Source organism: Inhella sp. (assembly GCF_027532025.1).
Lineage (GTDB): Bacteria > Pseudomonadota > Gammaproteobacteria > Burkholderiales > Burkholderiaceae_C > Inhella.
In genome coordinates this window covers 1-26,262 of the sequence record NZ_JAPZSY010000055.1, presented here as the reverse complement: position 1 = coordinate 26,262, position 26,262 = coordinate 1, and the positions used below count along the sequence as shown (strand labels likewise).

Below are 26,262 nucleotides of genomic sequence, written 5' to 3'. Positions count from 1 at the left end.
TCAAAGGCTGTGGGTTCAAGCCACTTGGACTAGGCTCTGCCGCATGCTTTGGTACACCGAAATGTTGGAGATGCACCGCTGGTTGGCGGTGGGCAGCGTGTTGGTGTTCGCCTTGCGGGCGCTGGACGTGATCGCCCGCACGCGCTGGCTCAGCGAGGGCACGGGCAAGGTGATGAGCGTGCTGCTCGACGTGCCTTTGGCGGTCAGTGGCCTGAGCTTGTGGGGCTTGCTGCAGACCGATCCCTGGGTGGAGACCTGGCTGCTGATGAAGTTCGCTCTGCTGTTCGCGTACTTGGCCCTGGGCGCGCTGGCGCTGCGCGCCAAGACGCGCGAGTCGGCGTTGCTGGCCTTGATCCTTGCCCTGACCTGCATGGGTCTGTTGTTTGGGGTGGCGCTGACGCGGGACCCCTTCATGGGGCCGTGGAACTGAGCCCCAGTCGCCCCCAGGTGCGCCGCCTGCGGGAGATCTACCGCAGCGCCGGTTGGCCTTGCCAAGACACCCTGGAGTTGGAGTTGCTGGCGGCGGGCTGGCTCGAGCGCGAACGCGACGCGCAGGGCCGCGAGCGGCTGCGGCTGACCGAGGCTGGCGTGGCCGCCGCCGCCTTGGGCGTGGCGAACAACCGCGCGCAACGCGGCGCCCACGAGGCCCTGGTGCAGCGCACCGTTCTCGAATTGCAGCGCGCTGGCCGAGTGGCCTGGACGGGGCTGAGCCTGCGCGCGGGCCTGCCGCTGGAGGGCGAGGTGCCCGCCGTGGCGCGCGCGCCGTCCTTGCCCCTGTGGGAGGAGCCTGCTCTGCCCGCGGCCCCGGCGCAGCGTTGGGTGCTGTGCGAGCCCGATGTGTTCAGCCTGCGACCGAGCAGCCGGGTCGATGCGCTGGACGTGGCCATCCACGAGATCAAGGTCAGCCGCGCCGACCTGCTGGGCGAGTTGCGCCGACCGGCCAAGAGCGCAGCCTATGCCGCGCTGTGTGCCCAGGCGTGGTTCGTCTTGAAGGCGGGCATCGCCGAGATGGACGAGATTCCGCCCGGCTTTGGTGTCTGGTGGGCGCACCCCACGCACTTCGAGCTGGCGCGCGCGGCGCCCCAGCGGCCTCACGCCCCGGACTTGGCCACCTGGCTGGCCTTGGCGCGAGCCCGCCCCTGCGAACGCGAGATCGAGCGGGCGCAACAGCCGCTGTGAGCCCGCCGCAGTGCTGCTGTGAGAACCCGGGGGATCAAGCCGCCCAGGCCTCCGTGGCGGCATGGTCGGCATGGTGCTCCACATGGACTCCGTCGGGCTGGGGCAGCTGCGTCAGCAGGCGCTCCACCGTCAGCGGCGACACGCTCTCGGCCAAGGCCTGCCAGCGACGCTGCGCGCGCGCATCCAGCCACACGTCTTCCAAGGCGTGGCGGCGGGCCAAGGGCTCTTGGGGCAGGGCCAGCGCGTGCGGGGCCAAGGCAGCGCTCAAGGCGGTGGCGGCTTGCCGCGCGTCCGCGTGGGGCAGGGCGTCGTGCAGGGCCTGCAGGCGCTGGGCCCAGCCCGGGGCCGACAGCTGCCGGGTCACCCAGGCTTGCAAGGCTTGAAGTGGGTTGAGCAGGCGCAGCCGGTTGGGCGGCAGCACCGGCAAGGCGACATGGCCGTCGCTCTCGGGCGTCACCAGGGCCACCAAAGCGGCCAGGCGGGTCCAGGCGCTGGCGTCCAGACCTTGTTCGCGACCGCCGGTGGCGCTCAGGTACTGAGCCCGTTCGCGCAGCGAGGCGAGGTTTTGGCCCGCCAAGGCCTGGGCCGCCACCAGGCTCAGGCACACCAGGTGGCCGGCCGCGTAGCCCGCGTCTTGGCGCAGGCGCACCACTTGGCGCTGCTGCGGGTGGCCGAGTTCGTCGTGCAGCGGCGCGCGGGTGACGGGGCAGTGGGTCGCGTCCAGCTGGCGCAGGTAATGCGGCGTCAGCAGCTGGTCTTCAAAGGGCAGCCCTTCTTGCCACGCCTGCAGGCGCAAACCCAGCCAGCGGCGAATGCCGGGTGCGGGGTCGCGGTGGGCGCTGGCGCGCCGTTGGTCCAGTGCGGCCTGCCAACCGGCGAACAGGGGCGAACCCTCGTGCAGGTGAGCGGCGGGCAGGGACAAACCGTGCTGCGCATGGTCGAACCCGAGTTGCCAGCCGATGGCGTCGCTGTCGCTGGGGGCCAAGGCCTGTGCCACCAGGGGGGCGGGGGCCATCAAGCTGAGCTCCAACTGCGCGTGGGGGGCGATTTGGCGGGGGGTGGCGGTGGCAGTCATGGCATCTCTCCTGGGTTGATGGAGGCCAGTTTCCAAGCCTGGTGGCTCATGGCGTGAGCCACCTGAGATACTGAATAAACCATCAGTAATCACCCTATGAACAATGGACCGCACCGAGCGCTTTTACAAGATCGAAATGTTGATCCGTTCGCGGGGCTCCGTGCGCTTTGACACGTTGTTGCAGGAATTGGAGGTCTCGCCCGCCACGCTCAAGCGCGACCTGGCTTACCTGCGTGAGCGCCTGGGCGCGCCCATCGAGTACGACGCCATGAGCCGGGGCTACCGCTTTGCGCAAGAGGGCTGGCGCGACACCAAGCACGAGCTGCCGGGCCTGTGGCTCAGCGAGCACGAGCTGCACGCGCTGCTGACCCTGCACCAGATGCTGGCCGGCCTGGACGAGGGCCAGCTGCTGGCCCGCCACCTGCAGCCCATGGCCGAGCGCTTGCAGGCCATGCTCGGCCTGGACGAGAAGGAGGCCAAGCAGTTGCAACGCCGCGTCAAGCTGATCAGCACGGCGCGGCGGCGGGCCAGCACGGCGCACTTCGAGACCGTGTGCAGCGCCGTGCTGCTGAACCAGCGCCTGGCGGTGCGCTACCGCAAGCGCGCCAGCGGGCAGTTGGAGACACGCGACCTCAGCCCGCAGCGCCTGGTGCACTACCGCCACGCCTGGTACCTGGACGCCTGGTGCCACCGCAGCGAGGGCCTGCGCCGCTTTGCGCTGGACGCGATCGAGGGCGCGCAGGTGCAGGCCGAGGCCAAGGCCCACCGTTTGCCGCTGAAGACCCTGGAAGCCGAGTTGGACCGTGGCTACGGCATCTTTGCCGGCGGCACCGAAGCATGGGCCGATCTGCGTTTCGAGCCCAAGGCGGCGGCTTGGGTGGCACACGAGGAATGGCACCCCAAGCAGCAGGCCGAGCGCGAGCCCGATGGCGGCTTGCGCTTGCGCCTGCCCTATGTGGATGCGACCGAGCTCACCATGGACCTGCTGCGGCATGCGGGTCAAGTGACGGTGATCGGGCCACCGGCGCTGCGCGCGCGCTTCGCCCAGCGCCTGCGGGCGGCGCTGGCGCGGCTGGACTGACGTAACCTGCTGCTTTTGAGACCGGGAGAGGCTCGATGAGCGTGGATCGTGTGTTGTTTGCCTTCGTGATCGTGCTGGCGCTGACGCTCAACGTCGGCTTCGTGGTGGGCGACATCGACAACCCCGCCCACCACGATGCGATGGAGTTGTTCCTGGCCTTGGTGGTCAGCCTGATCGCCACCGTGATGAAGTTCGGGGACCGATCGCCCCTGGGCTCGACCATGCTGGCCACCAGCCTCGTTGCCGACGTTCAACTGCTGGGGGCAGCGGCCTTGTGGGGCTACTTTGGCACGCAGGGCGCTGTGCTCACGGGCGGCCAGATGGCCACCGTGGTGTCGTTCGCAGCCGGTGCCATGGTGGCCAACGTGGTGTCGGTGGTGTTGCTCATCATCGAGACGGCCAGCTTGCGTCGCTGACGTGGTCACCCCGACGCGCAGCCGCACCCACCACGGCTTCTTCGTCTTGCTGCGGCGCTTGCGGCGGCCGCTGGTGGTGCTCATCTTGGCCTACGCCGTGGCCATCCTGGGTTTCGTGCTGCTGCCCGGACAGACGCCCGACGGCCGGCCCTGGCGGATGGACTTCTTGCACGCGGTCTACTTCGTCAGCTTTCTGGGCAGCACCATCGGCCTGGGCGAGATTCCCTACCCCTTCACGCCCCTGCAACGGCTGTGGGGCATCGTCACCATCTACCTCACCGTGGTGGCTTGGCTGTACTCCTTCGGGGCGCTGCTGACGGTGTTGCAAGACCCCCAGCTCAAGCGCCAATGGCTGGCCAATCGGTTTGAAAACGCGGTTCGCCGCCTGCGCGAGCCCTTTTACCTGCTGTGTGGCTACGACGAAGCCGGGCGCCGCGTCACCCGTGAGTTGGCCTTGGATGGCGCGCAGGTGGTCGTGGTGGAGCAAGACGTCTCCCGCGTCGAATCGGTCGACGTGGACGACCATGCCCTGCCCGTGCTGGCCTTGGAGGGCGATGCCTCCGACCCCCAGGCCCTGCTGATGGCTGGGCTCACGCATCCGCAATGCCGGGGCGTGATGGCGCTCACGGGCAGCGACAGCGTCAACACCAAGGTGGCGCTCACCGCCAAGCTGCTGGCCCCGACCGTGCCCGTGATGGCCGTGGCGCACGACCACGAATGGCACCCCCGCATGGCCGCCACCGGCGCGGCGGTGCTCATCAACCCGTTCGACGTGCTGGCCCAGCGGGTGGTCATCGCCCTGAAAACGCCCAGCCTGCATGTGGTGTACGAAGCCCTCACCGCACAGCGAACGACGGTGATGGCGCCGCTGATGGACATGCGCGTGGGTCGCTGGGTCATCGCGGGCTGGGGGCCCATGGCCCGTGCGCTGCGCCACCGCCTGCTGCGGCTGGGCGTGGAGGTGTTCTTGATCGACCTTGCCTTGGACGACGGCTGCGACCCGCAGCACAGCCTGCTCGGCGACCCGACCGACCCCAAGGTGCTGCGCCGTGCCAAGCTCGACCAGGCGCAAGTGCTGGTGGCCGCCATGGACGACGACCTGGCCAATCTGGCGGTCGTGATGGCGGCACGCCAGATGGCCCCCCACGTGTTCGTGGTGGCGCACCAGCTGCAGCGCCGCAACACGCCGGCCTTTCGGGCGATGAAGGTGGACCTGCTGGTGGCACGGCACTACCTCGTGGCCTCCGAGGTGTTGCGGCACACGCGAGCGCCCCTGCTGGAGCGGTTTTTGAGCCTGGCCGGCCAGGAAGACGAGCCCTGGGCCGCAGGCCTCTTGGCCCAGTTGCGGCGCGACGTGGGCGACGCCGTGCTCGAAAGCTGGGGCATGACCATCGCGCCCGAGGAGACGCCCAGCGTTTGCCAAGCCCTGGCACGCGGTGAACCCGTGAGCCTGCGCCGCTTCTTGCGGCGGGTGGACCTGGATGCGCGCGAAGACGACAGCGCCCGCGCCGTCACGCTGCTGCTGGTTCGTGCCGACGCGCCCTACTTGCTGCCCCACTGGGACACCTTGCTGCTGCCGGGCGACACGCTACTGCTAGCCGGCTGCGCCGAGGCCAGGACACGGTTGCGGGGCCTGGCCCACACGCGAGGCTTGGCGCCCCTGGAGGGGCTCGGCTGAGAGGCTGAGCGTCCACCCGCATCCCACCCGCATCTCGCCCGTCTGTCCGCCCTGGTCCCCCGACTTCCCGATGGGGCTGACCCGGAGCGCCCTTTTCGCATCTGCCGGATGGGTGCTCACCCTCGGAAGGCCGTCGTGCCCCGACAATCCCGGGCTTTCGCCAGCCCTCGCTCCGGAGCCCACCGATGAAGCCGATGCCCTCCTTGTCGCTGCTGCGTGCCGCCGCCCTGGCCTGCGCCCTGACCCTCGGCGGACCCGCCGCTCACGCCGCCATCGACATGCCACCCGGCATCGCTTGGCAGGCTGCTGCGGCCGACAGCGACATCGAGGCCGCCTTCGCCAAGGCCAAGGGCGAGAAGAAGCCGGTGCTGCTGTACTGGGGCGCCAAGTGGTGCCCGCCTTGCAACCAGCTCAAGGCCACCTTGTTCAATCGCGCGGACTTCATCGCCCAGACCCAGGGCGTGGTGCCCGTGATGATCGACGGCGATCTGCCCGGCGCGCAAAAACTGGGCGCTCGCTTCAAGGTGCGCGGCTACCCCACGCTCATCTTGTTCAGTGCCGATGGCCAAGAGGTCACGCGCCTGCCGGGCGAGGCCGACGCGCCGCGCGTGGTCAAGCTGCTGCAAACCGGGCTGGCCGGCGGGCGGCCGATCAAGGACGTGCTGACCGATGCCCGCCAGGGCAAGTCGCTCAAGGCCGGCGAGTGGCAGCTGCTGGGCTTCTACAGCTGGGACACCGACGAGCAGCAGCTGGTGGCCGCCGGGCTGCGCGGCGAGCTGCTGCGCCAGCTGGCCACGCGCAAGGGCGTGCCGGCCGAAACCCGCACCCGCCTGGTGCTCAAGGGCCTGGCCGCCGGCGCCGAAAGCGGCGAAGCCGCCACCCCGGCCGAACGCGCCACGGTGGCCGCGGTGCTGAAGGACCCCAAGCAAGCACGTGCCCATGTTGACGTGCTCAGCAACCAAGCGCCCGAGCTCGTGCGCGCGTTGTACCGCCAGGCCGGTGCCGAGCGCGATGCCACCGTCGCACAGCTGCAGCGCGCCTTGGCCAGCCTGCAGGCCGACAAGAGCCTGTCGCGCGCCGACCGCACCTCGGTCCTCATCTCGCGCGTCAACCTCGCTCGGCTGGACGAGCCCAAAGCCAGCATCTCGCCCAAGCTCGACGCCGCCTTGGTGAGCGAGGTGCGTGCATTCGCCACGCGCATGGACCGCGAGATCACCGACGGCTACGAACGCCAGGCCGTGATCACCGCCGCCGGCCACCTGCTGGGCCAGGCGGGCTTGTGGACCGAAAGCGATGCCCTGCTCAAGGCCAACCTGGCGCGCAGCCACTCGCCCTACTACCTGATGAGCCAACTGGGCAGCAACGCCCGCAAAACCGGGCGCAACGACGAGGCCTTGAACTGGTACGAGCAAGCCTTCGCCAAGAGCGAGGGGCCTGCCACCCGTCTGCAATGGGGCAGCACCTATTTCAAGAACCTCATCGAGCTGGCCCCGCAGGACAGCGCCCGCATCGAAAAGCTCGTCGCCCAACTCATCACCGAAGCCGCGGCCGACAAGGGTGCCTTCTACGAGCGCAGCGCCCGCTCGCTGCAGCGCGTGAGCGACCAGCTCGTGCCCTGGGCCACCGGCGCGAATGCGCCCGTGCTGGCTCGCTTGCAGACGCAACTGGGCGGCGTGTGCGCCAAGCTCGACGGCACCGAGCGCAGCACCTGCGACGGCCTGCTCAAGCCCAAGAAGGGCTGACCCTCGCCATGCACGCCACCCTGGCCTTCATCGGCGGCGGCAACATGGCCAGCGCCATCGTCGGCGGCCTGCTGCGGGCCGGACGACCCCTGGCGTCGGTCGTGGTCGTCGAGCCCCACGCGCCGCAGCGCGAGCTATTGCGCGCTCAGTTCGGGCTGGAGGCTGTGCCAGCCCCCACCGCCGCGCTGGCCCAGGCCGAACTCGTGGTGTGGGCCGTCAAGCCCCAAAGCTTTGCCGAGGCGGCACAGGCCGCCCAACCTTGGTTGGCGCAGGCCTTGCAGCTCAGCGTGATGGCCGGCGTGCGCAGCGAGGCCATCGCCCAGGTGGCCGGCACCGAGCGCGTGGTGCGCGCCATGCCCAACACCCCGGCCCTCATCGGCCAGGGCATTGCCGGCCTGTACGCGCGCCCCGCCGTCAGTGCCCGCGATCGCGCCGAGGTCGACGCGGTGCTGGCCCCCACCGGTCGCACGCTTTGGCTGGAGCAAGAGGCGCAACTCGATGCCGTCACCGCACTCAGCGGCAGCGGGCCGGCGTATTTCTTTTGCGTCTGCGAAGCCATGGTGAACGCGGGCGTCGAGCTGGGCTTGAGCGAAGCCCAGGCGCGCGAGCTGGCCCTGAACACTTGCGCCGGCGCTGCTGCGCTGGCGCTGCGCTCGCCCGAGCCCCTGGCCACGTTGCGCGAGCGCGTGACCAGCAAGGGCGGCACCACGCACGCGGCCCTTGAAAGCCTGCGGGCCGATGGCGTGGGTGCAGCCTTCGAGCGCGCCGTGCGGGCTGCTGCGACCCGCGCCGAAGAGTTGGGACGTCCCCCCACCCCGTGACCCCCGCATGACCGTCAGCGCCCGTGCGTCCTTGCGCGCTTGGTTGCGTGCGCCGGGTTCGCTCAGTGCCCGCCTGGCCCGCCACGGCCGCTTCGAGGTCAAGGTGCTGCGTCAGGCCACCGCCAAGTTGCGCGCACCGGAGCGCCGGGCACTGGGCACGCCGCGGCGCGGCTGCACCCTCGTGCGCGAGGTCCTGCTCTGCGTGGACGGCGTGCCCCTCGTGTGGGCTCGCTCCAGCCTGCACAAGAGCGCTTTGGCGGGGCCTTGGAAAGCCCTCAAGGGCTTGGGCCCCCGGCCTCTGGCGGACCTGCTGTACCGCGACCGCCGGGTGCGGCGCAGCACCCTGCAGCCCAAGCGCATCGCGGGCCACGGACCCACCCAACGCCACATGGCCCGACAGTGGGCTGTGGCCACGGGGAGCGAGCCGCCCCGTGCCATGCGGTGGAGCCGGCATTCGGTGTTCAAGCGCCAAGGCGCGCCGCTGCGCATCCTGGAGCTGTTCCACCCGGCGGTGGCCGCGCTGGCGCCCTACCCCGGCACCCGTCGGCCCAACTGGCGCAGCTTGGCCGCCGCGGTGGGGCCGGCGCCGTGGGCGCACCCTTGAGGTGTTGCTGCTGGGCAACCGGGAATGAAAAAGGCGACCCACAGGTCGCCTCATTGGGAGCCTACAGAGCGCCGCTTCAGGCCTGACGGCGGCGGGCGAAAGTGCCCAGGACCAGCATGCTCAGGCCGAGCAGACCTAGGCTTGCTGGTTCCGACACCGCGTTGACGGTCAGCCGTGCACTGAAAAAGCTCAGGGGGTCTGCGCCCACGCTGTCTCCCATGCCCAGAATCCACGTGCCGGCGGCCACTTGTCCGTTGAAGGCCGATAGCGACTGCACGCCGCGGAAGGTGCCACTGCTCATGGCAGCGCCACCGACGACAGAGGCGGCTGCGTCATCGAAGTTGATTTGGACGCGAGCCCCTTGACCGCCCGTGAAGGTGCCGGTGTTGATCAGGTTGACGCGAGTGCCCGTAGGGCTGAGCAAGTAGAAGAAGGTTTCGCTCAGGTAGGCGTAGCCCGCACCGATGCAACTGGTGTTGGCTGGGCCGATGGCAGGGTCGTCGCACTTGGCGAAGTCGATGAGGATGTCCACGTCGGCCACTGCACCGGGGCCAGTGACTACGAGGTTGCGGGTGCCCGAGCTTCGGTCGAAAGTGCCAAAAGTGTTGTTGGTCGCGACGATCGGGGCGGCCTGGGCTGACACGATGCCGACGAGGGCGCCGAGTACGGCGAGGATACGAATGGAGCGCATGGTTTGCGAGGCGTGAAGTTGTACACAGTGCAGCCCCTGGAAAGGCTGCGGTGAGGACATCAAGCAATTAGTGGGCCACAGTCTCGTCCAAATGAATAACATGTTTTAAATCAATCGCTTGCGCCTGTCTCGTCGTCAGCTCGCCTTTCATGTCCGGTCGAGATGTAAGAAAAAGCAACAACTGGCTTGTCGTCTCCGCTGCCTGCTCATCGGCCTTCGTCGGCGAGGCTGGACCGTGAGGCGGAGTGGCTGTACTGGTGTAGTGCCGACCGCTGGTCTCGCGATAGGTTCAGTCGCTGGGAAGGAGCGCAGCGCCACGCCCAATAATCTCGGCTTCCTCCGCTCCTCCCTCGCCCCATGTTTTCCCACGTCCCCCCCTACGCCGGCGATCCCATCCTCAGCCTCAACGAAGCTTTCCAAAAGGACCCGCGCACCGAGCAAAAGGTGAACCTGTCCATTGGCATTTACTTCGACGAGGCGGGCAAGATCCCTGCGCTGGCCTCGGTGCGCGAGGCGGAGTTGCGCGTGGTGCAAAACGCCGGGGCGCGGCCTTACCTGCCCATGGAGGGTGCGGCCAACTTTCGCAGCGCCGTGCAAAACCTCTTGTTCGGCGCCGATCACCCGGTGCTGCGCGACCGGCGCGTGGCGACCATCCAGGGCGTGGGCAGCAGCGGGGGGTTGAAGGTGGCGGCCGACTTCCTGAAGGCCCACTTCCCCGACACCACGGTGCACCTGAGTGACCCCACCTGGGACAACCACCGCGCGGTGTTCGAGGGCTCGGGGCTGCCCACCGCCACCTACCCCTATTACGACCCGGCCACCGGTGGCCTGCGTTTCGAGGCCATGATGGAGGCGCTGGAGCGCCTGCCCGCGCGCAGCGTGGTGCTGTTGCACGCGTGCTGTCACAACCCGACGGGGGTGGACTTGACCGCGGCGCAGTGGCAGCGGGTGGCCCAGGTGGCGGCCGAGCGCCAGTTGCTGCCCTTCCTGGACCTGGCCTACCAGGGCTACGGCGACGGCTTGCAGGAAGACTTGGTGGCGGTGCGCACCTTCCTGGACGCCAACTTGTCTTTCCTGCTGGCCAACAGCTTCAGCAAGAACATGAGCGTGTATGGCGAGCGTTGCGGCGCGCTCAGCGTGGTGTGCCCCAGCGCGCAGCAAGCCGAGTTGGTGCTGGGCCAGCTGAAGTTCAACATCCGCCGCAACTACAGCAACCCGCCCACGCACGGCGGTCAGGTGGTGGCCACGCTGCTGAACGACCCGGCGTTGCGCGCCCAGTGGGAGGGCGAAGTGAACGCCATGCGCGAGCGCATCCAGGGCATGCGCTCGGCCTTGTACGAGGTGCTCAGCGCCAAGCTGCCTGGCCGCGACTTCGGCTACTTCCTGACGCAGCGCGGGATGTTCAGCTACACCGGCCTGACACCCGCGCAGGTGGACGCGCTGCGCGAGCAGCACGGCGTCTACATCCTGAAGAGCGGCCGCATGTGCGTGGCGGGCTTGAACCGCCGCAATGTCGAGCCGGTGGCGATGGCGATGGCGGCGGTGCTGGGCGGCTGAGGCTGGCTTCTCAGTCGGGCGCGTGCAGTTGGATTTCCGGCCGCGCCCGCGCGCTCAGGCGCGGGCCGCGACGCCCTGGCACCCAGCTGAGCTCCCAGCGGCCCCAGCACAGAAAAAGTGCCGTGCCCACGCGGCGTGCGCCCAGGCGCTCGTGGGTGCCGATCGAGGCGCGGTTGAAGCGTGAAATGCGGCTGAAGGTCCAGGCCACGCCGCGCCGCGCCAAATCTTGGTCCACCGCCGCCCACAGCCGCGCCACGGTGCGCCCGAGGCGATACCTGGGCACAACGTACACGTCGTGATCCCACACGCTGTGCGGAGGCAGCCGGTAGCGACAACGCACCTCGTCTTCGTCGTGCACGCCACGGGACAGCCAGATGGTGCCGGCGAACTGCCCGGCCACCTCGCAGACGTGGCACTCGTGGCCGGCCTGCAGGCGCCGCTGGATGACGTCGTCGGTTCGTGGGCCAGGCGGGATGCGGGCCGCGGGGCCGGATTCGACGCGCACGGTGGTGTTGGGGTCGGCCTTGACGGCCTGCAGCGCCGTGTGCCCGACGGCTTGCGCGTACAGCGCGTAGGGCACGATGCGCACCCGCCCCTCTGTCAGCCGCCCCAACAGGCGGTGCGCCACGTACAGCGCGGCGGTGTGGGCGTCGCCCATTTCTTGGCACAGGGCCTGCCAGCGCGCCCTCATCGACACCCTCTCGCCCCCCTCATGCCAGGCTCCGCAGCCAGCCGATCAGGGCCTGGGTGGAGGCGTCCTGCCAGCGCCGCTGCGAGAAGGTGTGGTCCGCTTCGTCGTAGGGCTGCACGGTCAGTCGGGGGCGTTCGCGCCAACCGGCCCAGGCTGGGAACACGGCGTGCACGTTCTCGAATTCGCGCGCGGTGTGGTCGCGGCCGCTGAGTTGCAGCAGGATGGGGCCGTCAAAGCCGCCCATCCACGCTCGCGCCATCGTGGCTTGGAAGGGCTCGATCCGGGGGGCGGGCGCGGCCGAGCGGGCCTCGCGCGCCTGTTGGCGCACGCGCCACCAGTCGAGCGCCGCCCTCAGGCCCACACCACCGCGCAGCAGCTTGCGCCAAAACGCGGGGCTGCGCAGGCGCTCTCCGTAGTAGTGCCGCAGTCGCGTCTGGGCCTCCCCTTGGGGCGATCGCACCCACGGGTTGAGCAGGGCCAGGGCGCGCACGCGCGGGTCGGCCCGGCGGGCGGTGTAGAGCAGGGCGGCGCTGGCGGCATCGCACAGCCCCCAGAGCACCACGCCTTGCAGGCTCGGCACAGCACGGGTCAAGGCATCGATGCCCGCGTCCACGTCGTCGTCCAGCGCCTGAAACGGTTGCAATGGGCCACCGCAATCGCCCAGGCCGCGGTGGTCGAAGCGCAAGGTGGGCACGCCCGCGGCGGCCAGTTGCCGCGCCAGCGTGACGAAATGGCGATGCGCCCCCACCCGTGTTTGCGGGCCGCCCACCAGCACCAGGACGCCCCATGGCGAGGGTGCGCCGAGCGGCTCGCTCAGCAGGCCAAAGCCGTCGTCGCGCCCAGGCCAGGCCAGCGGGACGACCCGCTCTTGGACGGTCATTGCGGCCATTGGGTGTTCCACCAGTCGAGGCTGGCTTGCGTCAGCGCCGGGCAGTCTTCGAGCTCGGCCACGGCCCAGGGCGCGGGGTCGTTCAGGGCCCGGGCTTGCAGGCTGGGCGCGTTCCAGCGCGCCAAACCAGCGGCGCTGGCGGGCAGCAGGGCGGGCGGGGTTTGGCGGGTGGCTTCCAACCACAGCGTGGGGCCTTGGGGTGGCTTCAGCTCGCTGGCCACGAGGCCTTGCACCCAGCCGGGCGCGAAGGTGTAGCCGGCGATTTCGAGGGTGTCACCGCGCTGGGCGACGTCCTCCAGGCGGGTCCGTTCGCTGCCGCCGTCGGCCAGGCCAGCGGCTTGCTTCAGGCGCAGCCATTGCTGCCAATGCGTCTGACCCTTGGCCACGGGCTGCCACCACAGCTGGCCGTCCCACGGCGCGTCGGCGTCCAGCGCCGAAGCCATCAGGCAACCGGCGCGCACGCCCCACGCCAACAGCGGGCGACCCGGGTGCTGGTCGGCCCACCAGGCGCGGGCCGCGGCCGCTTGCGCCAGCCAGGCGGCCCAGTCGGCCTCGGCGAAATCGCCCTCGCTGTCGCCGCTGCCTTGCCAGTCCACCTGCAGCACGGCCAAGCCCTGCTCGGCCATGGCTTGCGCGGCCAGGGTGGTGGCGCGGCGGGTCTTGTTCAACTCTTCGGCCAGGGCCGGGAACAGCAGCAGGGCCCCGCGCACCGGTCCGGTGGGCCGGTGGCTCACGGCCAGGCACCGCGCCCCCGCCAGCACGAGGTGCTCGGCGTGAACGCGGTGGTGGGAGGGGGAACGGGGCGAGACCATGGCGCGGGGCAGTCTACCGACGGGCCTTCCGGGGCGGCTTGACAATCCGCCCCCTCATGCGACCGCCCTCCGCCCGCCCCGCCCCGCAGTTGTGGCCTTTGCTGTGGCCCCTGTTCTTGGAGCTGGCCCTGGGCATGGCCGTCGGCTTGGTGGCGACGGCCCTGGCGGCGCGGGTGAGCGATGCAGCCGCCGGCGCCTTTGCGCTGGCCCAGCAACTCAACGCCACCGTCTTCATCGTGTTCCGCATCGTTGGGGCGGGCATGGGGGTGGTCATCACGCAGGCGCTGGGCCAAGGCGCCAGCGGATCGGCCGAACGCCTGGCGCGCGCGGCCTTGGGCGCCAGCACCTGGATCGGGCTGGCCTGCGCGGTGGTGATCTGGGCGGGTGCCGATCCCTTGTTGCACGCGCTGCAGGCTCCCGCCGAACTGCTGCCGCTGGCCGTGCCCTTGCTGCAGTGGCTCGCGCCGGCGATGCTCTTGGACGCCTGGAACGCCAGCATGGGCAGCGTGATGCGCGCCCACCTGCGCTCGCGCGACACCCTGATGGTGCTGGTGGCGCAAAACGCCCTGCAGCTGGGCTTGGCGCTGGCTTGGATGCCGGGTTTCGGGCTCGTGGGCTTCGCCTGGGCCGTCATCGCCAGCCGCCTGCTGGCCCTGGGGCTGCATGCCTTGCTGTGGACGATGCGCCTGGGCCTGAAGCCACGCCCCAGCGACTGGCTGCGCTGGCAGCGGGCCGAGGTGGCGGCCATGCTGCACATCGGGCTGCCGGGAGCGGCCGAGAACATCGCCTGGCGGCTGGCCTTCATGGTCAGCATGGGCGTGGTGGCCACCCTGGGCAGCGCGGCGCTGGCGGCGCACGCCTACACCTCCCAGGTCATGCATTTCATCTTGCTGGCGGGCTTGGCCATCGGCTTGTCGATGGAGATCCTGATCGGCCACTTGATCGGGGCGGGGCGTTTGCGCGAAGCCAACCGCTTGCTGCGCCGCGCCTTGGCCTGGGGCTTGGCCAGCAGCGTGGTGGTGTCGGGTTTGGCCGCGCTGGCCGGGCCCTGGCTGATGCGCCAGTTCACGCAGGATGCGGCCATCGTCGCGCAGTGCGTGACCCTGCTGTGGCTGACCGTGCTGCTCGAGCCCGGCCGCACCTTCAATCTGGTGGTCATCAATGCCTTGCGCGCGGCGGGCGATGCGCGCTACCCGGTGGCGGTGGGCGCGGTGTCCATGGCCGTGGTGCTGGCCGGTGGCAGTTGGTGGTTCGGGCTGCATCTGGGCTGGGGCCTGGCCGGGGTGTGGATGGCCTACGCCTTGGACGAGTGGTTGCGGGGCCTGCTGATGTGGCGGCGTTGGGCCACCCTTGCTTGGTTGCCCAAAGCCCGGGCCGCTCGGCGGCGCGTCAGACGCCTGGAGGACTGAACCTAGAAACGGCGTCAGCCGAGCTCGACGCGGTTGCGGCCGTTTTGCTTGGCGCGGTAGAGCGCGGCATCCGCACGGCGGATGGCGTCGTGGGGGCTCTGGTCGTCGGCTTGCACCACGGCGACGCCGATCGACAGGGTGAGGCCCAAGGGCTGACCGTTGGCATCGTGCCCGTACACGAGCGAGGCCTGCCGCAAGCGTTCGGCGCTGCGCCGCGCGCCTTCCAAGTCGGTGTCGGCCGACACCACGCAAAACTCTTCGCCGCCCAGGCGGCCGGACAGGTCGTAGGGGCGCAGGTGTTGGCGCAGCACCTGGCCCAGGTGCCGCAGGGCGGTGTCGCCCACGGCATGGCCGTGTTGGTCGTTGATTTGCTTGAAGTGGTCGATGTCGATCACCAGCACCGCCAGCGACGAACCGCGGCGGCGTTGCCGCTCCCACTCCAGCGCCAAGGCGCGGTCGAAGCCGCGGCGGTTGGACAGGCCCGTCAGGGGGTCGGTGGCGGCCTGCTTTTCCAGGGCTTCGAGCAAGTGGCTGGCGTGCAGGGACAGGAAACCGAAGGCCAGCGCCAGAGCCGCCAGGGTGTTGAGCATGATGGCCATCACATGCCCTTGGCTGGCCTGCATGAAGCTGGGGGTCGGCTCGTTGGTTTGGAGCGTCAGGCCGATGCGAACCAAGCCCATCAACACCTGCACCAGGTGCGCGCCCACGGGCAGGGCCAGCACGGCCCACCCGAAACGGTGGCGGTGCTGGCGCAGCACCAGCGCGCTGGCGGCCGACAACACCACCAAGGTGCTGTTGAACACCAGCATGCGGGTGGGGTAGTCGTCGACCCCAAACGTGAGCCAGCCGTACACCAAGGTTTGCACCAGCACCAGGGCGAGCATGGCCCGCACCGGCACGGGCTGGCCGAAGAGCCGCAGGTAGCCACTGAGCGTGAACAGCAAATTGCCCAGCAGCATCACGTTGGCGGTGACGATCGTCAGCAGGTCTGGCGCCGTGCCGCGCAAGCCGAACAACAACATGCCCACGAAGGTGGTCGCCAGTGCCGCGGCCCAGTGCATCAGGTAAGCCCGGCGCTCGCGCCAGGCCAGCAGGCCCAAGCCCAGCGTGACCACGGCCGTCAGCAGGCCGGCGAACATCATCACGGTGGGCAGGTGCAGGGCCATGGGCGCCTTGTTTACTCCAGCAGCGGGGCCAAGGCCCGTCGGGCGGTGGCCTCGGCCAAGCCGCAGCGTCGCGCCCAGTCGGCCAGCTGGTCGTCGCCGATGCGACCGACGTTGAAGTAGGTCGCCTCGGGGTGGGCCAGGTAGAAGCCCGATACGCTGCTGGCCGGCAGCATGGCCATGCTCTCCGTCAAAGTCAGACCGAACTGGTCGGCCTGCAGCAGGCGCAGCAGGTCTTGCTTCACCAGGTGGTCGGGGCAGGCGGGGTAGCCGGGCGCGGGGCGGATGCCGCGGTACTGCTCGGCGATCAGGGCCTCGTTGCTCAGGGCCTCGACCTCGGCGTAGGCCCAGAACTCGGTGCGCACGCGCTGGTGCAGGCGCTCGGCGAAGGCCTCGGCCAGGCGGTCGGCCAGGGCCTTGAGCAGGATGGCGTTGTAGTCGTCGTGCGCGGCCAGGAACTCGGCCTCCTTCTCGGCCACGCCGTGCACGGTGACGGCAAAAAGGCCGATGTGGTCGCGCGGCGCACCGCCCTCCAAGGGGGCGACGAAGTCGGCCAGGCAGCGGTTGGGGCGCTTCACGTCAGCGACCACCGGGCGCTCGGTCTGCAAGCGCAGGCCGTGCCAGGTCATCAGGCGCTCGGTGCGCGCCTCGTTGAACACGGCGATGTCGTCGTCGTCCACCTGCGCGGCGGGGTAGAGCGCGAAGGCACCATCGGCGCGCAGCCAGCGGCCGGCCACGATCTTCTGCAGCATCGCCTTCGCATCGGCGAAGACCTTGGTCGCCTGTTCGCCCACCACCTCGTCGCTGAGGATGGCGGGGTAGGGGCCGGCCAGGTCCCAGGTCTGGAAGAAGGGGCCCCAGTCGATGCAGTCGGCCAACTCGGCCAGCGGGTAGTTGCTCAGGCGCTTGACGCCCAGCACGCGGGGCACGGGCAGCGCGTCAAACACAACGCGGTGCTTGTTGGCGCGGGCCTGGGCCAGGGTCACCAGCGGGGTGGTCTTCTTGTTGGCGTGCTGCTCGCGCACCTTGCGGTAGTCGGCCTGCAGCTCGAGCAGGTAGGCGCCGCGGCGCTCGGGGCTGAGCAGCTCGCTGCACACGCTCACACTGCGCGAAGCGTCGGGCACGTAGACCACCGGGCCTTCGTACTTCGGCGCGATCTTCACGGCCGTGTGCACGCGGCTGGTGGTGGCGCCGCCGATGAGCAGCGGGATGCCCGCGTCGCGGAAGTGCGGGTCGGCCTGCATCTCGGCGGCCACGTGCTGCATCTCTTCCAGGCTGGGGGTGATGAGGCCGCTCAGGCCGATGATGTCGGCGCCCTCGGCCTTGGCCCGGGCCAAGATCTCGTGCGCGGGCACCATCACGCCCATGTTCACCACCTCGTAGTTGTTGCACTGCAAGACCACGGTGACGATGTTCTTGCCGATGTCGTGCACGTCGCCCTTGACGGTGGCGATGACGATCTTGCCCTTGGCGCGCACGTCGGCGCCGGCGGCTTCCAGCGCCTTCTTCTCTTCCTCGATATAAGGGATGAGGTAGGCCACGGCCGACTTCATCACGCGCGCGCTCTTCACCACCTGGGGCAAGAACATCTTGCCGGCGCCGAACAGGTCGCCCACGACGTTCATGCCGGCCATCAGGGGGCCCTCGATGACGTGCAGCGGCCGGCCGCCCGTGGCCTGGATGGCCTGCCAGGCCTCTTCGGTGTCTTCGGTGATGAACTCGGTGATGCCGTGCACCAAGGCGTGCTTGAGGCGCTCGTTCACGTCGCCCGCGCGCCAGGCGTACTTGGCGCTGTCGTCCTTGGCCGCGCCCTTCACGGCGTCGGCCACCTCCAGCAGGCGCTCGGTGGCGTCGGGGCGGCGGTTGAGCACCACGTCTTCCACGCGCTCGCGCAAGTCGGCCGGGATCTCGTCGTACACGCCGATCATCCCGGCGTTGACGATGCCCATGTCCATGCCCGCCTGGATGGCGTGGTACAGGAACACGGTGTGGATGGCCTCGCGCACCGGCTCGTTGCCGCGGAAGCTGAAGGACACGTTGCTGACGCCACCCGACACCTTCGCGCCGGGCAGGTTCGCCTTGATCCAGCGCGTGGCCTCGATGAAGTCCACCGCGTAGTTGGCGTGCTCCTCGATGCCGGTGGCGATGGCAAAGATGTTGGGGTCGAAGATGACGTCTTCCGGCGGGAAGTCGATGCCCACCAGCAGGTCGTAGGCGCGCCGGCAGATGTCCTTGCGGCGTTGCAAAGTGTCCGCCTGGCCTTGTTCGTCGAAGGCCATCACCACGGCGGCGGCGCCATAGCGCTTGACCAGCTTGGCCTGGCGCAGGAACTCGGCCTCGCCCTCTTTCAGGGAGATGGAGTTGACGATGCCCTTGCCCTGCAGGCAGCGCAGACCGGCCTCGATGACCTCCCACTTGCTGCTGTCGACCATCACCGGCACGCGGGCCACGTCGGGCTCGCTGGCCATCAGGTTCAAGAAGCGCACCATCGCGGCCTTGCTGTCGAGCATGGCCTCGTCCATGTTGACGTCGATGACCTGGGCGCCGTTCTCCACCTGCTGCCGGGCCACGGCCAGGGCCTCTTCGTACTGGCCGCTCAAGATGAGACGCGCAAAGGCTTTGGAGCCGGTGACGTTGGTGCGCTCGCCCACGTTGACGAACAGGCTGCCGGGGCCCAGCGTCATGGGTTCGAGGCCGGACAGCTTCAGGGGCGGGGGCATGGAGAGCATGGCGAGCGATCAATCAGGGCAAAAAGCCCGGTAAACACGGCCCGCATTCTAGGAAGGCCCCCCTCCAGACTCGCCGGGCTGCGCCGACAATCAGGGGGTGGAAATCGTTCGCCTTCCTCCCGATGCGCTGCGCCCGGGTCAGCGCCTGAACTTCTCGCTGCGCGATGCGGCGGGCAATCTGCTGTTTGCCAACGGCGTGGTGCTGCCCAATACCCCTGCCGTGCGCGAGATGCTGGAGCGTGGGGTGTACGTTCTGGCGCGCGAGACCGAGGCTTACCGTCGGGAAGCCAACAACCTGACGATGCAGCTGTTCCACCAGAACGCCGCGCTCAGCGAGATCGCCAAGGTCAAGCCCGACTTCAACCAGACCTTCGCGCGTTCGGCGGTGGTGCTCAGCGAGCCGGCGGCTTGGTCCGAATTGCAGTTGCAACTGCACAATTTGCTCCGCGACCCCAAGGCCGAGGGCTTTCTGGGTCGCTTGGAGGCGCTGCGCGAGGAGGCCGTGGGGCGCCTGCGCCGCAACCCAGACCAAGCCCTGCTCCTGCTGGTGCACGAGGCCAGCCAAGAGCTCATGCAATACACCGCGCGGCACGCTTTGCTGTGCATGGTGTTGTGCGAGCTGGTAGGCGACCGGTTGGCCTGGCCCCTCGATCACCTATCGTCCCTGGGCCGCGCAGCGCTGACCATGAACCTGAGTCTGGGCCTGCTGCAGGACCGCTTGGCGCAACAGCGCGAGGCCTTGAGCCAGGAGCAGCGCCGTCAACTGCAGGGCCACGGTGGGCGCAGCGCCGAGTTGTTGGCCAGCCTGGGCGTCACCGATCCGCTATGGCTCACTGCCGTGCGTTTGCACCACGACACCGCGCCGGGGCCGCTGTCCTCCCGGCCTGAACCCGAGCGCCTGGCGCGTCTGCTGCAGCGCATCGACACCTTCGCTGCGCAACTGGCGCCGCGCATTTCACGCAAGGCGCATGCTGGGGTGCAGGCGTCGCGCGCCATCTTTTTGGACGAGGCCAAGCAGCAAGACGAAGCCGGTGCCGCCCTCATCAAGGCTTTGGGACTGTACCCACCGGGCACCTTGGTCCGCCTGGCCAATGGCGAGGATGGGATCGTGCTCAAGCGCGGCGCCATCGCCACCGACCCCCTGGTGGCCGCGCTGATTGGCAAAAGTGGCGCACCGCTGACCTCGCCTGTGCCCCGCGACACCCGACTGTCCAGCCAGGCGGTGGTCACCGGCTTGGCGCCACACGAACTCAAGCTGCGCTTGTCGATCGACAAGTTGCTGCGCCTGTACTGAGGCGCGGCGCGGGAACTGACAACAAGGTCTTGAACGACCGCCCCAACCGCCCGCCGGTCCGATGGCGTGGTCCCGACTTGGCAAGGTTTTGAACAGGGAAGCGTGGCGTCGGCCCTTTGCACAAGCGAGCAGCAGTTTGAAAGACACCTCGAGACCGAGTGCTGCGGTTTCTGTCGGCACGGGTCACCGGCAGCCATCGACCCACACCGGTCGTCCGAAATCACGACTTACTTGCCAAGAAGCAGCCAGTCGACGACGCATGCGTGCATCGCGAGACAGTCCCCCCAACAGACGCGAGAACGCCCGCATCGCAGCCTTGCGCACAACGCCTCGCATGCCATACGCGCTTCACTTACACAAGAAGTCCACGACAGATTGCGCGTCGATGCAACTCGACAACTCGAGTGCCAGCGTCTCATCCGCTCACAGAGGGCTGGAAGTGCTCCCGACTCTCTTCGCCACCCTGACGCGTCAAGCAACTGCCTTCCGGTTTGCTACGACCAACTCGCGAATCGTCCTCACCAACAGCAAATCGGCGTTGTGTTCCCGGCTGATGAAGACCAGCGACTTAACGTAGCGGATTTCCTCGATGGACAGAATCATCAGCTGATCGCGCAGCGGGTGCGCTTGGACCATCGCGTGCGAGAAGCAGCCTACGCAGTCACTGCGCGCGATCGTGGAGAGCAAGGTCGTCACCGCGTCGCATCGCATCGCCACCTTTGGCAGCGGCAGACCCCTCTGGTGGACCAGTCCCGCAAGCCTGAGCCCCACGCGGGTGGTGGCCCGCGGCACGGCCCAGCGCTCTTGCACCAGTGCCGCCAGTGAGCGAAGCCGATCGCGGCGCGGATGGTTGATCGCGCACACGCCGGCATAGGTATCGGTGCCCAGCGGTGTCACCCTGTGATCCGGCGGCACCACCTCGGGCGTTGGCCCGATCACGCAGTCGACGTCACCGCGTGCCAGCGCAGCGGACAACGCCTCACTGGACGCCTGCACGACGTCGACGCGCGCGTGCGGTTCGCGCGAGACGAACTGCGATAGCGCCAGTGATTCGGCCTCTCCCAGTTCGCCCAAGCCGACCCCCAAGCGCAGGCAGTCCTGAGCCACCTGGCGCGACGCATCCACGGCGGCGCGCACGTCTTTGGCCATCGTCGTCATGCGCTCCGCATGACGCAGAACGATTTGTCCCTGCTCAGTGACTTCGATGCCGCGCGGTAGACGCAGCACGAGGCTCGCTCCGCAGGCGGCTTCCAGGCGCGCCAGCGATTTGGACAGCGTGGACTGCGAAAGCCCCAGCGCGTCGGCCGCTTTGCTGAGATTGGCCTCCCTTGCCAAGGTGGTGAAGTAGCGGAGGTCTCGCAGTTCCATGCCGTTGTTCGTGAATTTTGGTGCGCAGACTCCAGGCAGCTGAGGCATGAACAACATTCAGTGCCTATGAACGCCGATGTTGGCGACGAGGATACGTCACCACACCAATTTGTGACGCGCCAGGCCATGAAGAATCTGAACAGTCCCAGCTGCCGGTCGGCACGACTCGCGCTACTGGTTGCAGTCACGTTCTCGCTCTCGGCCTGCGGCGGCGGGGCGGGATCTGCGGCCCCGCCAGCACCAGCACCAGCACCGGCACCAGCACCGGCACCAGCACCGGCACCGGCACCAGCACCGGCACCAGCACCAGCACCGGCACCGGCTGCGCCGCCCGACTTTGCGTGGGCGACCTCGATCACGGGTGGCCCCGCAGTGGCACGCGGCGTCAGCACGCGGGACGACGGCAGCAGCGTGGTCGTCGGATCAGCCGGATCGGGCGCCGCTCTGCAACTGGGGGCACAGAGCATCGCGACGCAGGGGAAAGGAACCGATGTCTTCGTTGCATCGCTGGGTGCCGACGGCCGCCTGCAATGGGTGCGTTCGTTCGGCGGCGGCGGTGAGGACTACGCGTTCGATGTCGTGGCCGCACCCAACGGTGATGCGATCGTCGTCGGTCAGGTCTCGGGCAGCTTTAGCTTCGATGGCATCGCCGTCAATACGGCCGGCGCGAATTCAGATGCGTTCGTCGCCCGTCTTGACCGCAACGGCGCTGTGCGCTGGCTGACGACGGGCAGCGGCGCCGGCCGCGCCTATGGCAATGAAATCGCGATGGATGGCGCGGGCAATGCGCTGGCTATCGGTGTCTTCCGGGATCAGATCACCTTTGGCAATCGCACGCTCAACGCACCATCGGGCTTTACGGGCGATCAGGTCTTCATCGTCAAGCTCGACGGGCAGGGCGCGCCCCTGTGGGCACGCGCGATCACAGGGCCGGGTGTGCTGGCGGGCCGTGGCATCGGCCGGGATGGCAGCAACCGCGTGCTCGTCGCTGGTGAGTTCAGCGGCAGCGTCGCCATCGACAACGGTGCGGGCGGGCAGATGACCATCACTTCGGCGGGCGCAAGGGATTGCTTTGTCGCGGCCTACGACAGCGACGGTCAGTTGCAGTGGGCCCGAAGCTTCGGCGGCGCCGGCGACGACAAGTGCCGCGGCATCGGTGGCGACGCGAGTGGCAATATCGCGATCGCCGGCACGTTCAGTGGCACGGTCACCTTCGGCGCGCAGTCCGTTCGCAGCACCGGGGCGTCCAACCTCTTCCTCGCACGGCTCGACGCGGGCGGCCGGCCGGTCTGGGTTCAGACATTTGGCAGCGATGGCACAGACGAGGGCAGCGAGATCGAGGTCGCCGATGACGGCACGGTCGTCATGGCCGGAGAGTTCGGCGGCTCAGCGACGTTGCCCTGGGGTCAGCAGGTGGTTGCAAGCGCGGGTTCGCGAGAGATGTTCACGGTGCGCGTTGGCGCCGGGGGAGCGATCGAGTGGTTCGCCACTTCGCCGGGCACGGGTGACGACGTCAATTACGCGCTGTCGGTGGGTATCGACGGAGGCGTGACGCAGGTTGGCACGTTCGGTGGCAACACCGGGGGTTCCATTCGATTCGGTGGCACCACGCTGGACAGCCCTGGAGGGCCATCCTCGTTCGTCGCCCGGATGGGGCGGGGGCAGGATACGACGCCCACCCCGCCACCCAGCGCGTCGACACTCAACTTCACGGCGGCCGCCGATTTCCTGAAATCGATCGGGAGTTCGGGCACGGTGGTGATGCAGGACGGGCGCGTGGTCTATGAGGCGTACATGAATGGTTGGAACGGGACCACGGCCAAGGCGATCGCGAGCGGAACCAAGAGCTTCAGTTGCGCGTTGGTGGCAGCCGCCGAAGCCGATGGCATCCTGACACCCGACCTCCTTGCGTCGACCAGGATTCCGGCGTGGACCGCTGGAGGCTCCGCACCGCAACCCGCGGCGAAGGCCAAGATCCGCCTCAAGGATCTGCTGTCGATCAGTGCGGGCCTGCGGGCCTCGGGCGTCTCCGGCAGCGCCTTGAACAATGTCGACAGCTACGCACAGGCGGTGGCATCACCCTCAGCCTACGATCCCGGCGTGGCGGCCATCTACACGCCCAACAACTTCCAGGCGGTCGCGGCACTGTTCGAGCTGTCCACCGGCGGCGGCTACAACGCGCAGGGCTTGGTGACCGGCGGGCTGGACCCACTGGACTACCTGAAGTCGCGCGTGCTGGATCGCATCGGGCTGACGGTGGGAGACTGGCAGCGCGACTTGAACGGCAAGCCCAACTTCGGCGGCGGGGCATCGCTGACTGCCCGCGAATGGGCCAAGTACGGCCAACTCATGCTGGCCGACGGCGTATGGAACGGCGTGCAAGTGCTGCCGCCAGGCCTGCTTTCACGCTGCGCCAGCTACCGCACCGATGCGTTCTGGGGCTATGGCCTGTCGTGGTGGCTGAACCGGGAGGTCGGTTCGACCTATCAGCCGGGCCAGGACTCGGTCGACGTCACAAGGGCTCTGGAATGGTCCACTGGTGGCCGGCTTGCACCGAGTGTGCCGGCCGACATGTACATGGCGGCTGGCTTCGGCGGTTACCGCTTGTACGTGATCCCGAGCCTGCGCTTGGTGGCAGTGCGCATGGGAGGGCGCGACCCCGCCGACGCCACCGTATCGGCCGATGACCGCTTCCTCGGTTTGCTCATAGGCACTCAGCGCTAGCAATCCCTGCCAAGTCTGCGCGCGAGTTACTGATCTGGTCGTCCTGCGCGACTGCCGCTGGAGTCAAGTTCAACTGGGACTTCCGGAAGCTGCCCGTTGCGACCGGCCGTTCCTGGCCGACGGCAGCCGGTCATCGCGATTCATCGGACGGGAAGCTCCACTGCCAAGCGACCCACACGGCGGGCGGTACAGGGTGGCGCGGCGATCAAGGCTCTGGCCACTGACCGTCGTGCTTGGCGAGTAGACTTCAAAACTTTGCCCCCAAGTTCAAGACTGGGTCATCAGCTCCCGCGCCGCAGCTCTTTTCAGCCGGACCCATCTTCGACCCAGCGCGTGAACATCGCGTTGGGCCGCGGGCGGTAGGCGCTCACCTGCTGAGCGATCTCGGCCACGTGCGCCGGTGTGGTGCCGCAGCAGCCGCCGGCGATGTTCAGCAGGCCGCGCGCGGCGAACTCGCCCACCAAGCGGCCGGTGATCTCGGGCGTCTCGTCGAAGCCCGTGTCGCTCATCGGGTTGGGCAGGCCGGCGTTGGGGTAGCAGCTGATGGGCGTGTCGGCCGCCGCGGTGGACAGCTCTTCCAGGTAAGGCCGCATCAGGCTGGCGCCCAGCGCGCAGTTCAGGCCCACGGCGATGGGGTGGGCGTGGCGCACCGAGTGCCAAAAGGCTGTGACGGTCTGTCCGCTGAGGATGCGGCCCGAGGCGTCGGTCACCGTGCCCGAGATGATCACCGGCAGGCGCTCGCCCGTGGCCTCCATCAGCTCGTCCAGCGCGAACAGCGCCGCCTTGGCGTTCAGGGTGTCGAAGATGGTCTCGACCAGGAACAGGTCGCAGCCGCCGTCCAGCAGGCCTTGGGCCTGCTCGTAGTACGCGGCGCGCAGGGTTTCGAAGTCGACGTTGCGCGCGCCGGGGTCGTTCACGTCGGGGCTGATGCTGGCCGTGCGCGGCGTGGGGCCCAGGGCGCCGGCGGCGAAGCGGGGCTTGTCGGGCGTCGAGTACTTGTCGCACGCGGCGCGGGCCAGCTTGGCGGCCTCGACGTTGAGCTCGTAGGCCAGGCCGGCGAGGTCGTAGTCCTCTTGCGCGACCGAGGTGGCGCCGAAGGTGTTGGTCTCGATCAGGTCGGCCCCGGCGGCCAAGTACTGCTCGTGGATCTCGCGGATCACGTCGGGCCGGGTCAGTTGCAGCAGGTCGTTGTTGCCCTTCAGGTCCTTGCCATGGTCGGCAAAGCGCGTGCCGCGGAAGTCGGCCTCGGTGAGCTTGTAGCGCTGGATCATGGTGCCCATGGCGCCGTCCAGCACGAGGATGCGCTGCTGCATCAGGTGGGGGAGTTGGGTGGCGCGGGTGTAGGCAATCGGCTTCATGGCGGCATTGTCGCGGCCGCGCTGCGCACAATGGCTTTCCTTCCAGGAGATGCCCGCATGACCCCCACCGAACCGCGCCTCACGAGCCTCTCCCGCGGCGGAGGTTGCGGCTGCAAGATCGCGCCCGGCGTGCTGGCGGACATCCTAAAAAGCAGCAGCGGCTTTCCGCTTCCGCCCGAGTTGATGGTCGGGATCGAGACCGCCGACGACGCGGCCGTGTACCGGCTCAACGACGAGCAGGCCTTGGTGGCCACGACGGATTTCTTCATGCCCATCGTGGACGACCCGTTCGACTTCGGGCGCATCGCCGCCACCAACGCCATCAGCGACGTCTACGCCATGGGCGGGCGGCCTATCCTCGCTTTGGCTCTGGTGGGCATGCCCATCGCGACGCTGTCCACGGCCACGATCGGCCGCATCCTGGCAGGCGGCGCCAGCGTGTGCCGTGCGGCAGGCATCCCCATCGCGGGTGGGCACTCCATCGACTCGGTCGAACCCATCTACGGCCTGGTGGCGCTGGGGCTGGTGCACCCGGATCGCGTGCGCCGCAACGCCGATGCCCGGCCCGGCGATGTGCTGGTGCTGGGCAAGCCCCTGGGCGTGGGGGTGTACGCCGCGGCGCGGAAGAAGGATCGGCTCGGCCCCGAGGGCTACGCCGCCCTGATCGACGCCACCACCCGGCTCAACACCCCGGGCCCGGAGCTGGCCGCCTTGCCGGGCGTGCATGCGCTGACCGACGTCACCGGCTTTGGCCTAGGAGTCTGCGCGGCAGAGGCCCAGGCCGTCGCCGAGATCCCGGGGGCGACAGGCTAGGCGCTGGCGACGCCGCGTGGCGGGCTACGTCAGGAGCCGGAAACGACGCTTGTCGCCCCCGCGGCTCGGCCCGAAGGGTGGCCCCTGGATCCGGCGCATGCGTTGTCGCTCCTTCTTGTGGACACGAGTCCACGGCGGCGTCGCTCCTAGCCTGCGCCGGACCAGGGG

General features: G+C 69.0%; 22 protein-coding genes and 1 pseudogene. 13 read left to right on the top strand and 10 right to left on the bottom strand.

Going from position 1 to position 26,262, the window contains the following annotated elements; all coding sequences use genetic code 11:
- Nucleotides 1–43 precede the first annotated feature (43 nt).
- Together O9335_RS09065 and O9335_RS09060 are read left to right on the top strand one after the other, a co-directional pair.
- Complete coding sequence (locus O9335_RS09065; RefSeq protein WP_298386863.1) at nucleotides 44–430, top strand: SirB2 family protein; 387 nt, start codon at nucleotides 44–46, stop codon at nucleotides 428–430.
- On the top strand, nucleotides 421–1,179 hold the full coding sequence (locus tag O9335_RS09060; protein WP_298386860.1) for a hypothetical protein: 759 nt from the start codon (nucleotides 421–423) through the stop codon (nucleotides 1,177–1,179). The genes O9335_RS09065 and O9335_RS09060 overlap by 10 nt, the downstream gene beginning before the upstream one ends.
- Nucleotides 1,180–1,213: 34 nt before the next feature.
- Here the strand turns inward: O9335_RS09060 and O9335_RS09055 are convergent, their stop codons facing one another.
- On the bottom strand, nucleotides 1,214–2,254 hold the full coding sequence (locus O9335_RS09055) for a hypothetical protein (protein ID WP_298386857.1): 1,041 nt from the start codon (nucleotides 2,252–2,254) through the stop codon (nucleotides 1,214–1,216).
- Between the two features lie 103 nt (nucleotides 2,255–2,357).
- Between O9335_RS09055 and O9335_RS09050 the strand changes: the two genes are divergently transcribed.
- From O9335_RS09050 to O9335_RS09025, 6 genes are all read left to right on the top strand, one after another.
- Nucleotides 2,358–3,335, top strand: a complete 978-nt coding sequence (locus tag O9335_RS09050; protein ID WP_298386854.1) for a YafY family protein — start codon at nucleotides 2,358–2,360, stop codon at nucleotides 3,333–3,335.
- Between the two features lie 35 nt (nucleotides 3,336–3,370).
- On the top strand, nucleotides 3,371–3,751 hold the full coding sequence (locus O9335_RS09045) for a DUF6394 family protein (protein ID WP_298386852.1): 381 nt from the start codon (nucleotides 3,371–3,373) through the stop codon (nucleotides 3,749–3,751).
- 1 nt (nucleotide 3,752) lies between these two features.
- Complete coding sequence (locus O9335_RS09040; protein WP_298386849.1) at nucleotides 3,753–5,429, top strand: NAD-binding protein; 1,677 nt, start codon at nucleotides 3,753–3,755, stop codon at nucleotides 5,427–5,429.
- A 185-nt stretch (nucleotides 5,430–5,614) separates the two neighbouring features.
- Complete coding sequence (locus O9335_RS09035) at nucleotides 5,615–7,171, top strand: thioredoxin family protein (RefSeq protein WP_298386846.1); 1,557 nt, start codon at nucleotides 5,615–5,617, stop codon at nucleotides 7,169–7,171.
- Nucleotides 7,172–7,179: 8 nt separating this feature from the next.
- Nucleotides 7,180–7,992, top strand: coding sequence for a pyrroline-5-carboxylate reductase (gene proC, locus O9335_RS09030; protein ID WP_298386841.1), 813 nt, complete (start codon nucleotides 7,180–7,182; stop codon nucleotides 7,990–7,992).
- Nucleotides 7,993–7,999: 7 nt separating this feature from the next.
- A complete protein-coding gene (locus tag O9335_RS09025; protein ID WP_298386838.1) occupies nucleotides 8,000–8,596 on the top strand; it encodes a chorismate lyase in 597 nt (198 codons plus the stop codon).
- 76 nt (nucleotides 8,597–8,672) lie between these two features.
- Here O9335_RS09025 and O9335_RS09020 read toward each other — a convergent pair whose 3' ends face one another.
- Nucleotides 8,673–9,287: a PEP-CTERM sorting domain-containing protein gene (locus tag O9335_RS09020; protein ID WP_298386835.1), complete on the bottom strand. Its 615-nt coding sequence runs from the start codon at nucleotides 9,285–9,287 to the stop codon at nucleotides 8,673–8,675.
- A gap of 357 nt (nucleotides 9,288–9,644) precedes the next feature.
- On the opposite strand from O9335_RS09020, the gene O9335_RS09015 reads away from it, so the two are divergent.
- Nucleotides 9,645–10,844, top strand: a complete 1,200-nt coding sequence (locus tag O9335_RS09015; RefSeq protein ID WP_298386832.1) for an amino acid aminotransferase — start codon at nucleotides 9,645–9,647, stop codon at nucleotides 10,842–10,844.
- Between the two features lie 10 nt (nucleotides 10,845–10,854).
- Here O9335_RS09015 and O9335_RS09010 read toward each other — a convergent pair whose 3' ends face one another.
- Genes O9335_RS09010 through O9335_RS09000 form a run of 3 tightly spaced genes read right to left on the bottom strand, consistent with a single transcriptional unit; the run spans nucleotide 10,855 to nucleotide 13,236 of the window.
- Nucleotides 10,855–11,535, bottom strand: a complete 681-nt coding sequence (locus tag O9335_RS09010) for a hypothetical protein (protein WP_298386831.1) — start codon at nucleotides 11,533–11,535, stop codon at nucleotides 10,855–10,857.
- 19 nt (nucleotides 11,536–11,554) lie between these two features.
- A complete protein-coding gene (locus O9335_RS09005; protein ID WP_298386828.1) occupies nucleotides 11,555–12,424 on the bottom strand; it encodes a hydrolase 1, exosortase A system-associated in 870 nt (289 codons plus the stop codon).
- A complete protein-coding gene (locus tag O9335_RS09000; protein WP_298386825.1) occupies nucleotides 12,412–13,236 on the bottom strand; it encodes an alpha/beta hydrolase in 825 nt (274 codons plus the stop codon). The genes O9335_RS09005 and O9335_RS09000 overlap by 13 nt, the downstream gene beginning before the upstream one ends.
- A gap of 56 nt (nucleotides 13,237–13,292) precedes the next feature.
- Between O9335_RS09000 and O9335_RS08995 the strand changes: the two genes are divergently transcribed.
- Nucleotides 13,293–14,645 (top strand): MATE family efflux transporter, encoded by a 1,353-nt coding sequence (locus tag O9335_RS08995; RefSeq protein ID WP_298386822.1) that lies wholly within the window; start codon nucleotides 13,293–13,295, stop codon nucleotides 14,643–14,645.
- A gap of 14 nt (nucleotides 14,646–14,659) precedes the next feature.
- Here the strand turns inward: O9335_RS08995 and O9335_RS08990 are convergent, their stop codons facing one another.
- Both O9335_RS08990 and metH read right to left on the bottom strand, forming a co-directional pair.
- Nucleotides 14,660–15,811, bottom strand: a complete 1,152-nt coding sequence (locus O9335_RS08990) for a diguanylate cyclase (RefSeq protein WP_298386819.1) — start codon at nucleotides 15,809–15,811, stop codon at nucleotides 14,660–14,662.
- 11 nt (nucleotides 15,812–15,822) lie between these two features.
- Entirely contained in the window at nucleotides 15,823–18,537 is a 2,715-nt protein-coding gene (gene metH, locus O9335_RS08985; protein ID WP_298386816.1) for a methionine synthase, read from the bottom strand.
- 97 nt (nucleotides 18,538–18,634) lie between these two features.
- Here metH and O9335_RS08980 point away from each other — a divergent pair, with 97 nt between their 5' ends.
- Complete coding sequence (locus tag O9335_RS08980) at nucleotides 18,635–19,831, top strand: phosphohydrolase (protein ID WP_298386813.1); 1,197 nt, start codon at nucleotides 18,635–18,637, stop codon at nucleotides 19,829–19,831.
- A gap of 471 nt (nucleotides 19,832–20,302) precedes the next feature.
- On the opposite strand, the gene O9335_RS08975 is transcribed toward O9335_RS08980, so the two are convergent.
- Together O9335_RS08975 and O9335_RS08970 are read right to left on the bottom strand one after the other, a co-directional pair.
- Nucleotides 20,303–21,199, bottom strand: coding sequence for a LysR family transcriptional regulator (locus O9335_RS08975; protein WP_298386807.1), 897 nt, complete (start codon nucleotides 21,197–21,199; stop codon nucleotides 20,303–20,305).
- A gap of 184 nt (nucleotides 21,200–21,383) precedes the next feature.
- On the bottom strand, nucleotides 21,384–21,512 hold the full coding sequence (locus tag O9335_RS08970; RefSeq protein WP_298386803.1) for a hypothetical protein: 129 nt from the start codon (nucleotides 21,510–21,512) through the stop codon (nucleotides 21,384–21,386).
- A gap of 59 nt (nucleotides 21,513–21,571) precedes the next feature.
- Here O9335_RS08970 and O9335_RS08965 point away from each other — a divergent pair, with 59 nt between their 5' ends.
- On the top strand, nucleotides 21,572–23,923 hold the full coding sequence (locus tag O9335_RS08965) for a serine hydrolase (RefSeq protein WP_298386800.1): 2,352 nt from the start codon (nucleotides 21,572–21,574) through the stop codon (nucleotides 23,921–23,923).
- Between the two features lie 305 nt (nucleotides 23,924–24,228).
- Here O9335_RS08965 and O9335_RS08960 read toward each other — a convergent pair whose 3' ends face one another.
- Nucleotides 24,229–25,281 carry a homocysteine S-methyltransferase family protein gene (locus tag O9335_RS08960; RefSeq protein ID WP_298386797.1) on the bottom strand — a complete coding sequence of 351 codons (1,053 nt, stop codon included), beginning with the start codon at nucleotides 25,279–25,281 and terminating at the stop codon, nucleotides 24,229–24,231.
- A gap of 57 nt (nucleotides 25,282–25,338) precedes the next feature.
- Here O9335_RS08960 and selD point away from each other — a divergent pair.
- A pseudogene (selD, locus tag O9335_RS08955) lies at nucleotides 25,339–26,091 on the top strand (selenide, water dikinase SelD); the annotation flags it as partial.
- Nucleotides 26,092–26,262 lie beyond the last annotated feature (171 nt).

Bases quoted from the DNA above. Each gene is read 5' to 3' on its own strand.
- O9335_RS09020 (WP_298386835.1), bottom strand. From the start codon at position 9,287: ATGCGCTCCATTCGTATCCTCGCCGTACTCGGCGCCCTCGTCGGCATC.
- O9335_RS08995 (WP_298386822.1), top strand. From the start codon at position 13,293: ATGCGACCGCCCTCCGCCCGCCCCGCCCCGCAGTTGTGGCCTTTGCTG.
- O9335_RS09035 (WP_298386846.1), top strand. From the start codon at position 5,615: ATGAAGCCGATGCCCTCCTTGTCGCTGCTGCGTGCCGCCGCCCTGGCC.
- metH (WP_298386816.1), bottom strand. From the start codon at position 18,537: ATGCTCTCCATGCCCCCGCCCCTGAAGCTGTCCGGCCTCGAACCCATG.
- O9335_RS09010 (WP_298386831.1), bottom strand. From the start codon at position 11,535: ATGAGGGCGCGCTGGCAGGCCCTGTGCCAAGAAATGGGCGACGCCCAC.
- O9335_RS08960 (WP_298386797.1), bottom strand. From the start codon at position 25,281: ATGAAGCCGATTGCCTACACCCGCGCCACCCAACTCCCCCACCTGATG.
- proC (WP_298386841.1), top strand. From the start codon at position 7,180: ATGCACGCCACCCTGGCCTTCATCGGCGGCGGCAACATGGCCAGCGCC.
- O9335_RS09045 (WP_298386852.1), top strand. From the start codon at position 3,371: ATGAGCGTGGATCGTGTGTTGTTTGCCTTCGTGATCGTGCTGGCGCTG.
- O9335_RS09055 (WP_298386857.1), bottom strand. From the start codon at position 2,254: ATGACTGCCACCGCCACCCCCCGCCAAATCGCCCCCCACGCGCAGTTG.
- O9335_RS09000 (WP_298386825.1), bottom strand. From the start codon at position 13,236: ATGGTCTCGCCCCGTTCCCCCTCCCACCACCGCGTTCACGCCGAGCAC.
- O9335_RS08975 (WP_298386807.1), bottom strand. From the start codon at position 21,199: ATGGAACTGCGAGACCTCCGCTACTTCACCACCTTGGCAAGGGAGGCC.
- O9335_RS09005 (WP_298386828.1), bottom strand. From the start codon at position 12,424: ATGGCCGCAATGACCGTCCAAGAGCGGGTCGTCCCGCTGGCCTGGCCT.
- O9335_RS09025 (WP_298386838.1), top strand. From the start codon at position 8,000: ATGACCGTCAGCGCCCGTGCGTCCTTGCGCGCTTGGTTGCGTGCGCCG.
- O9335_RS08990 (WP_298386819.1), bottom strand. From the start codon at position 15,811: ATGGCCCTGCACCTGCCCACCGTGATGATGTTCGCCGGCCTGCTGACG.
- O9335_RS09065 (WP_298386863.1), top strand. From the start codon at position 44: ATGCTTTGGTACACCGAAATGTTGGAGATGCACCGCTGGTTGGCGGTG.
- O9335_RS09050 (WP_298386854.1), top strand. From the start codon at position 2,358: ATGGACCGCACCGAGCGCTTTTACAAGATCGAAATGTTGATCCGTTCG.
- O9335_RS09015 (WP_298386832.1), top strand. From the start codon at position 9,645: ATGTTTTCCCACGTCCCCCCCTACGCCGGCGATCCCATCCTCAGCCTC.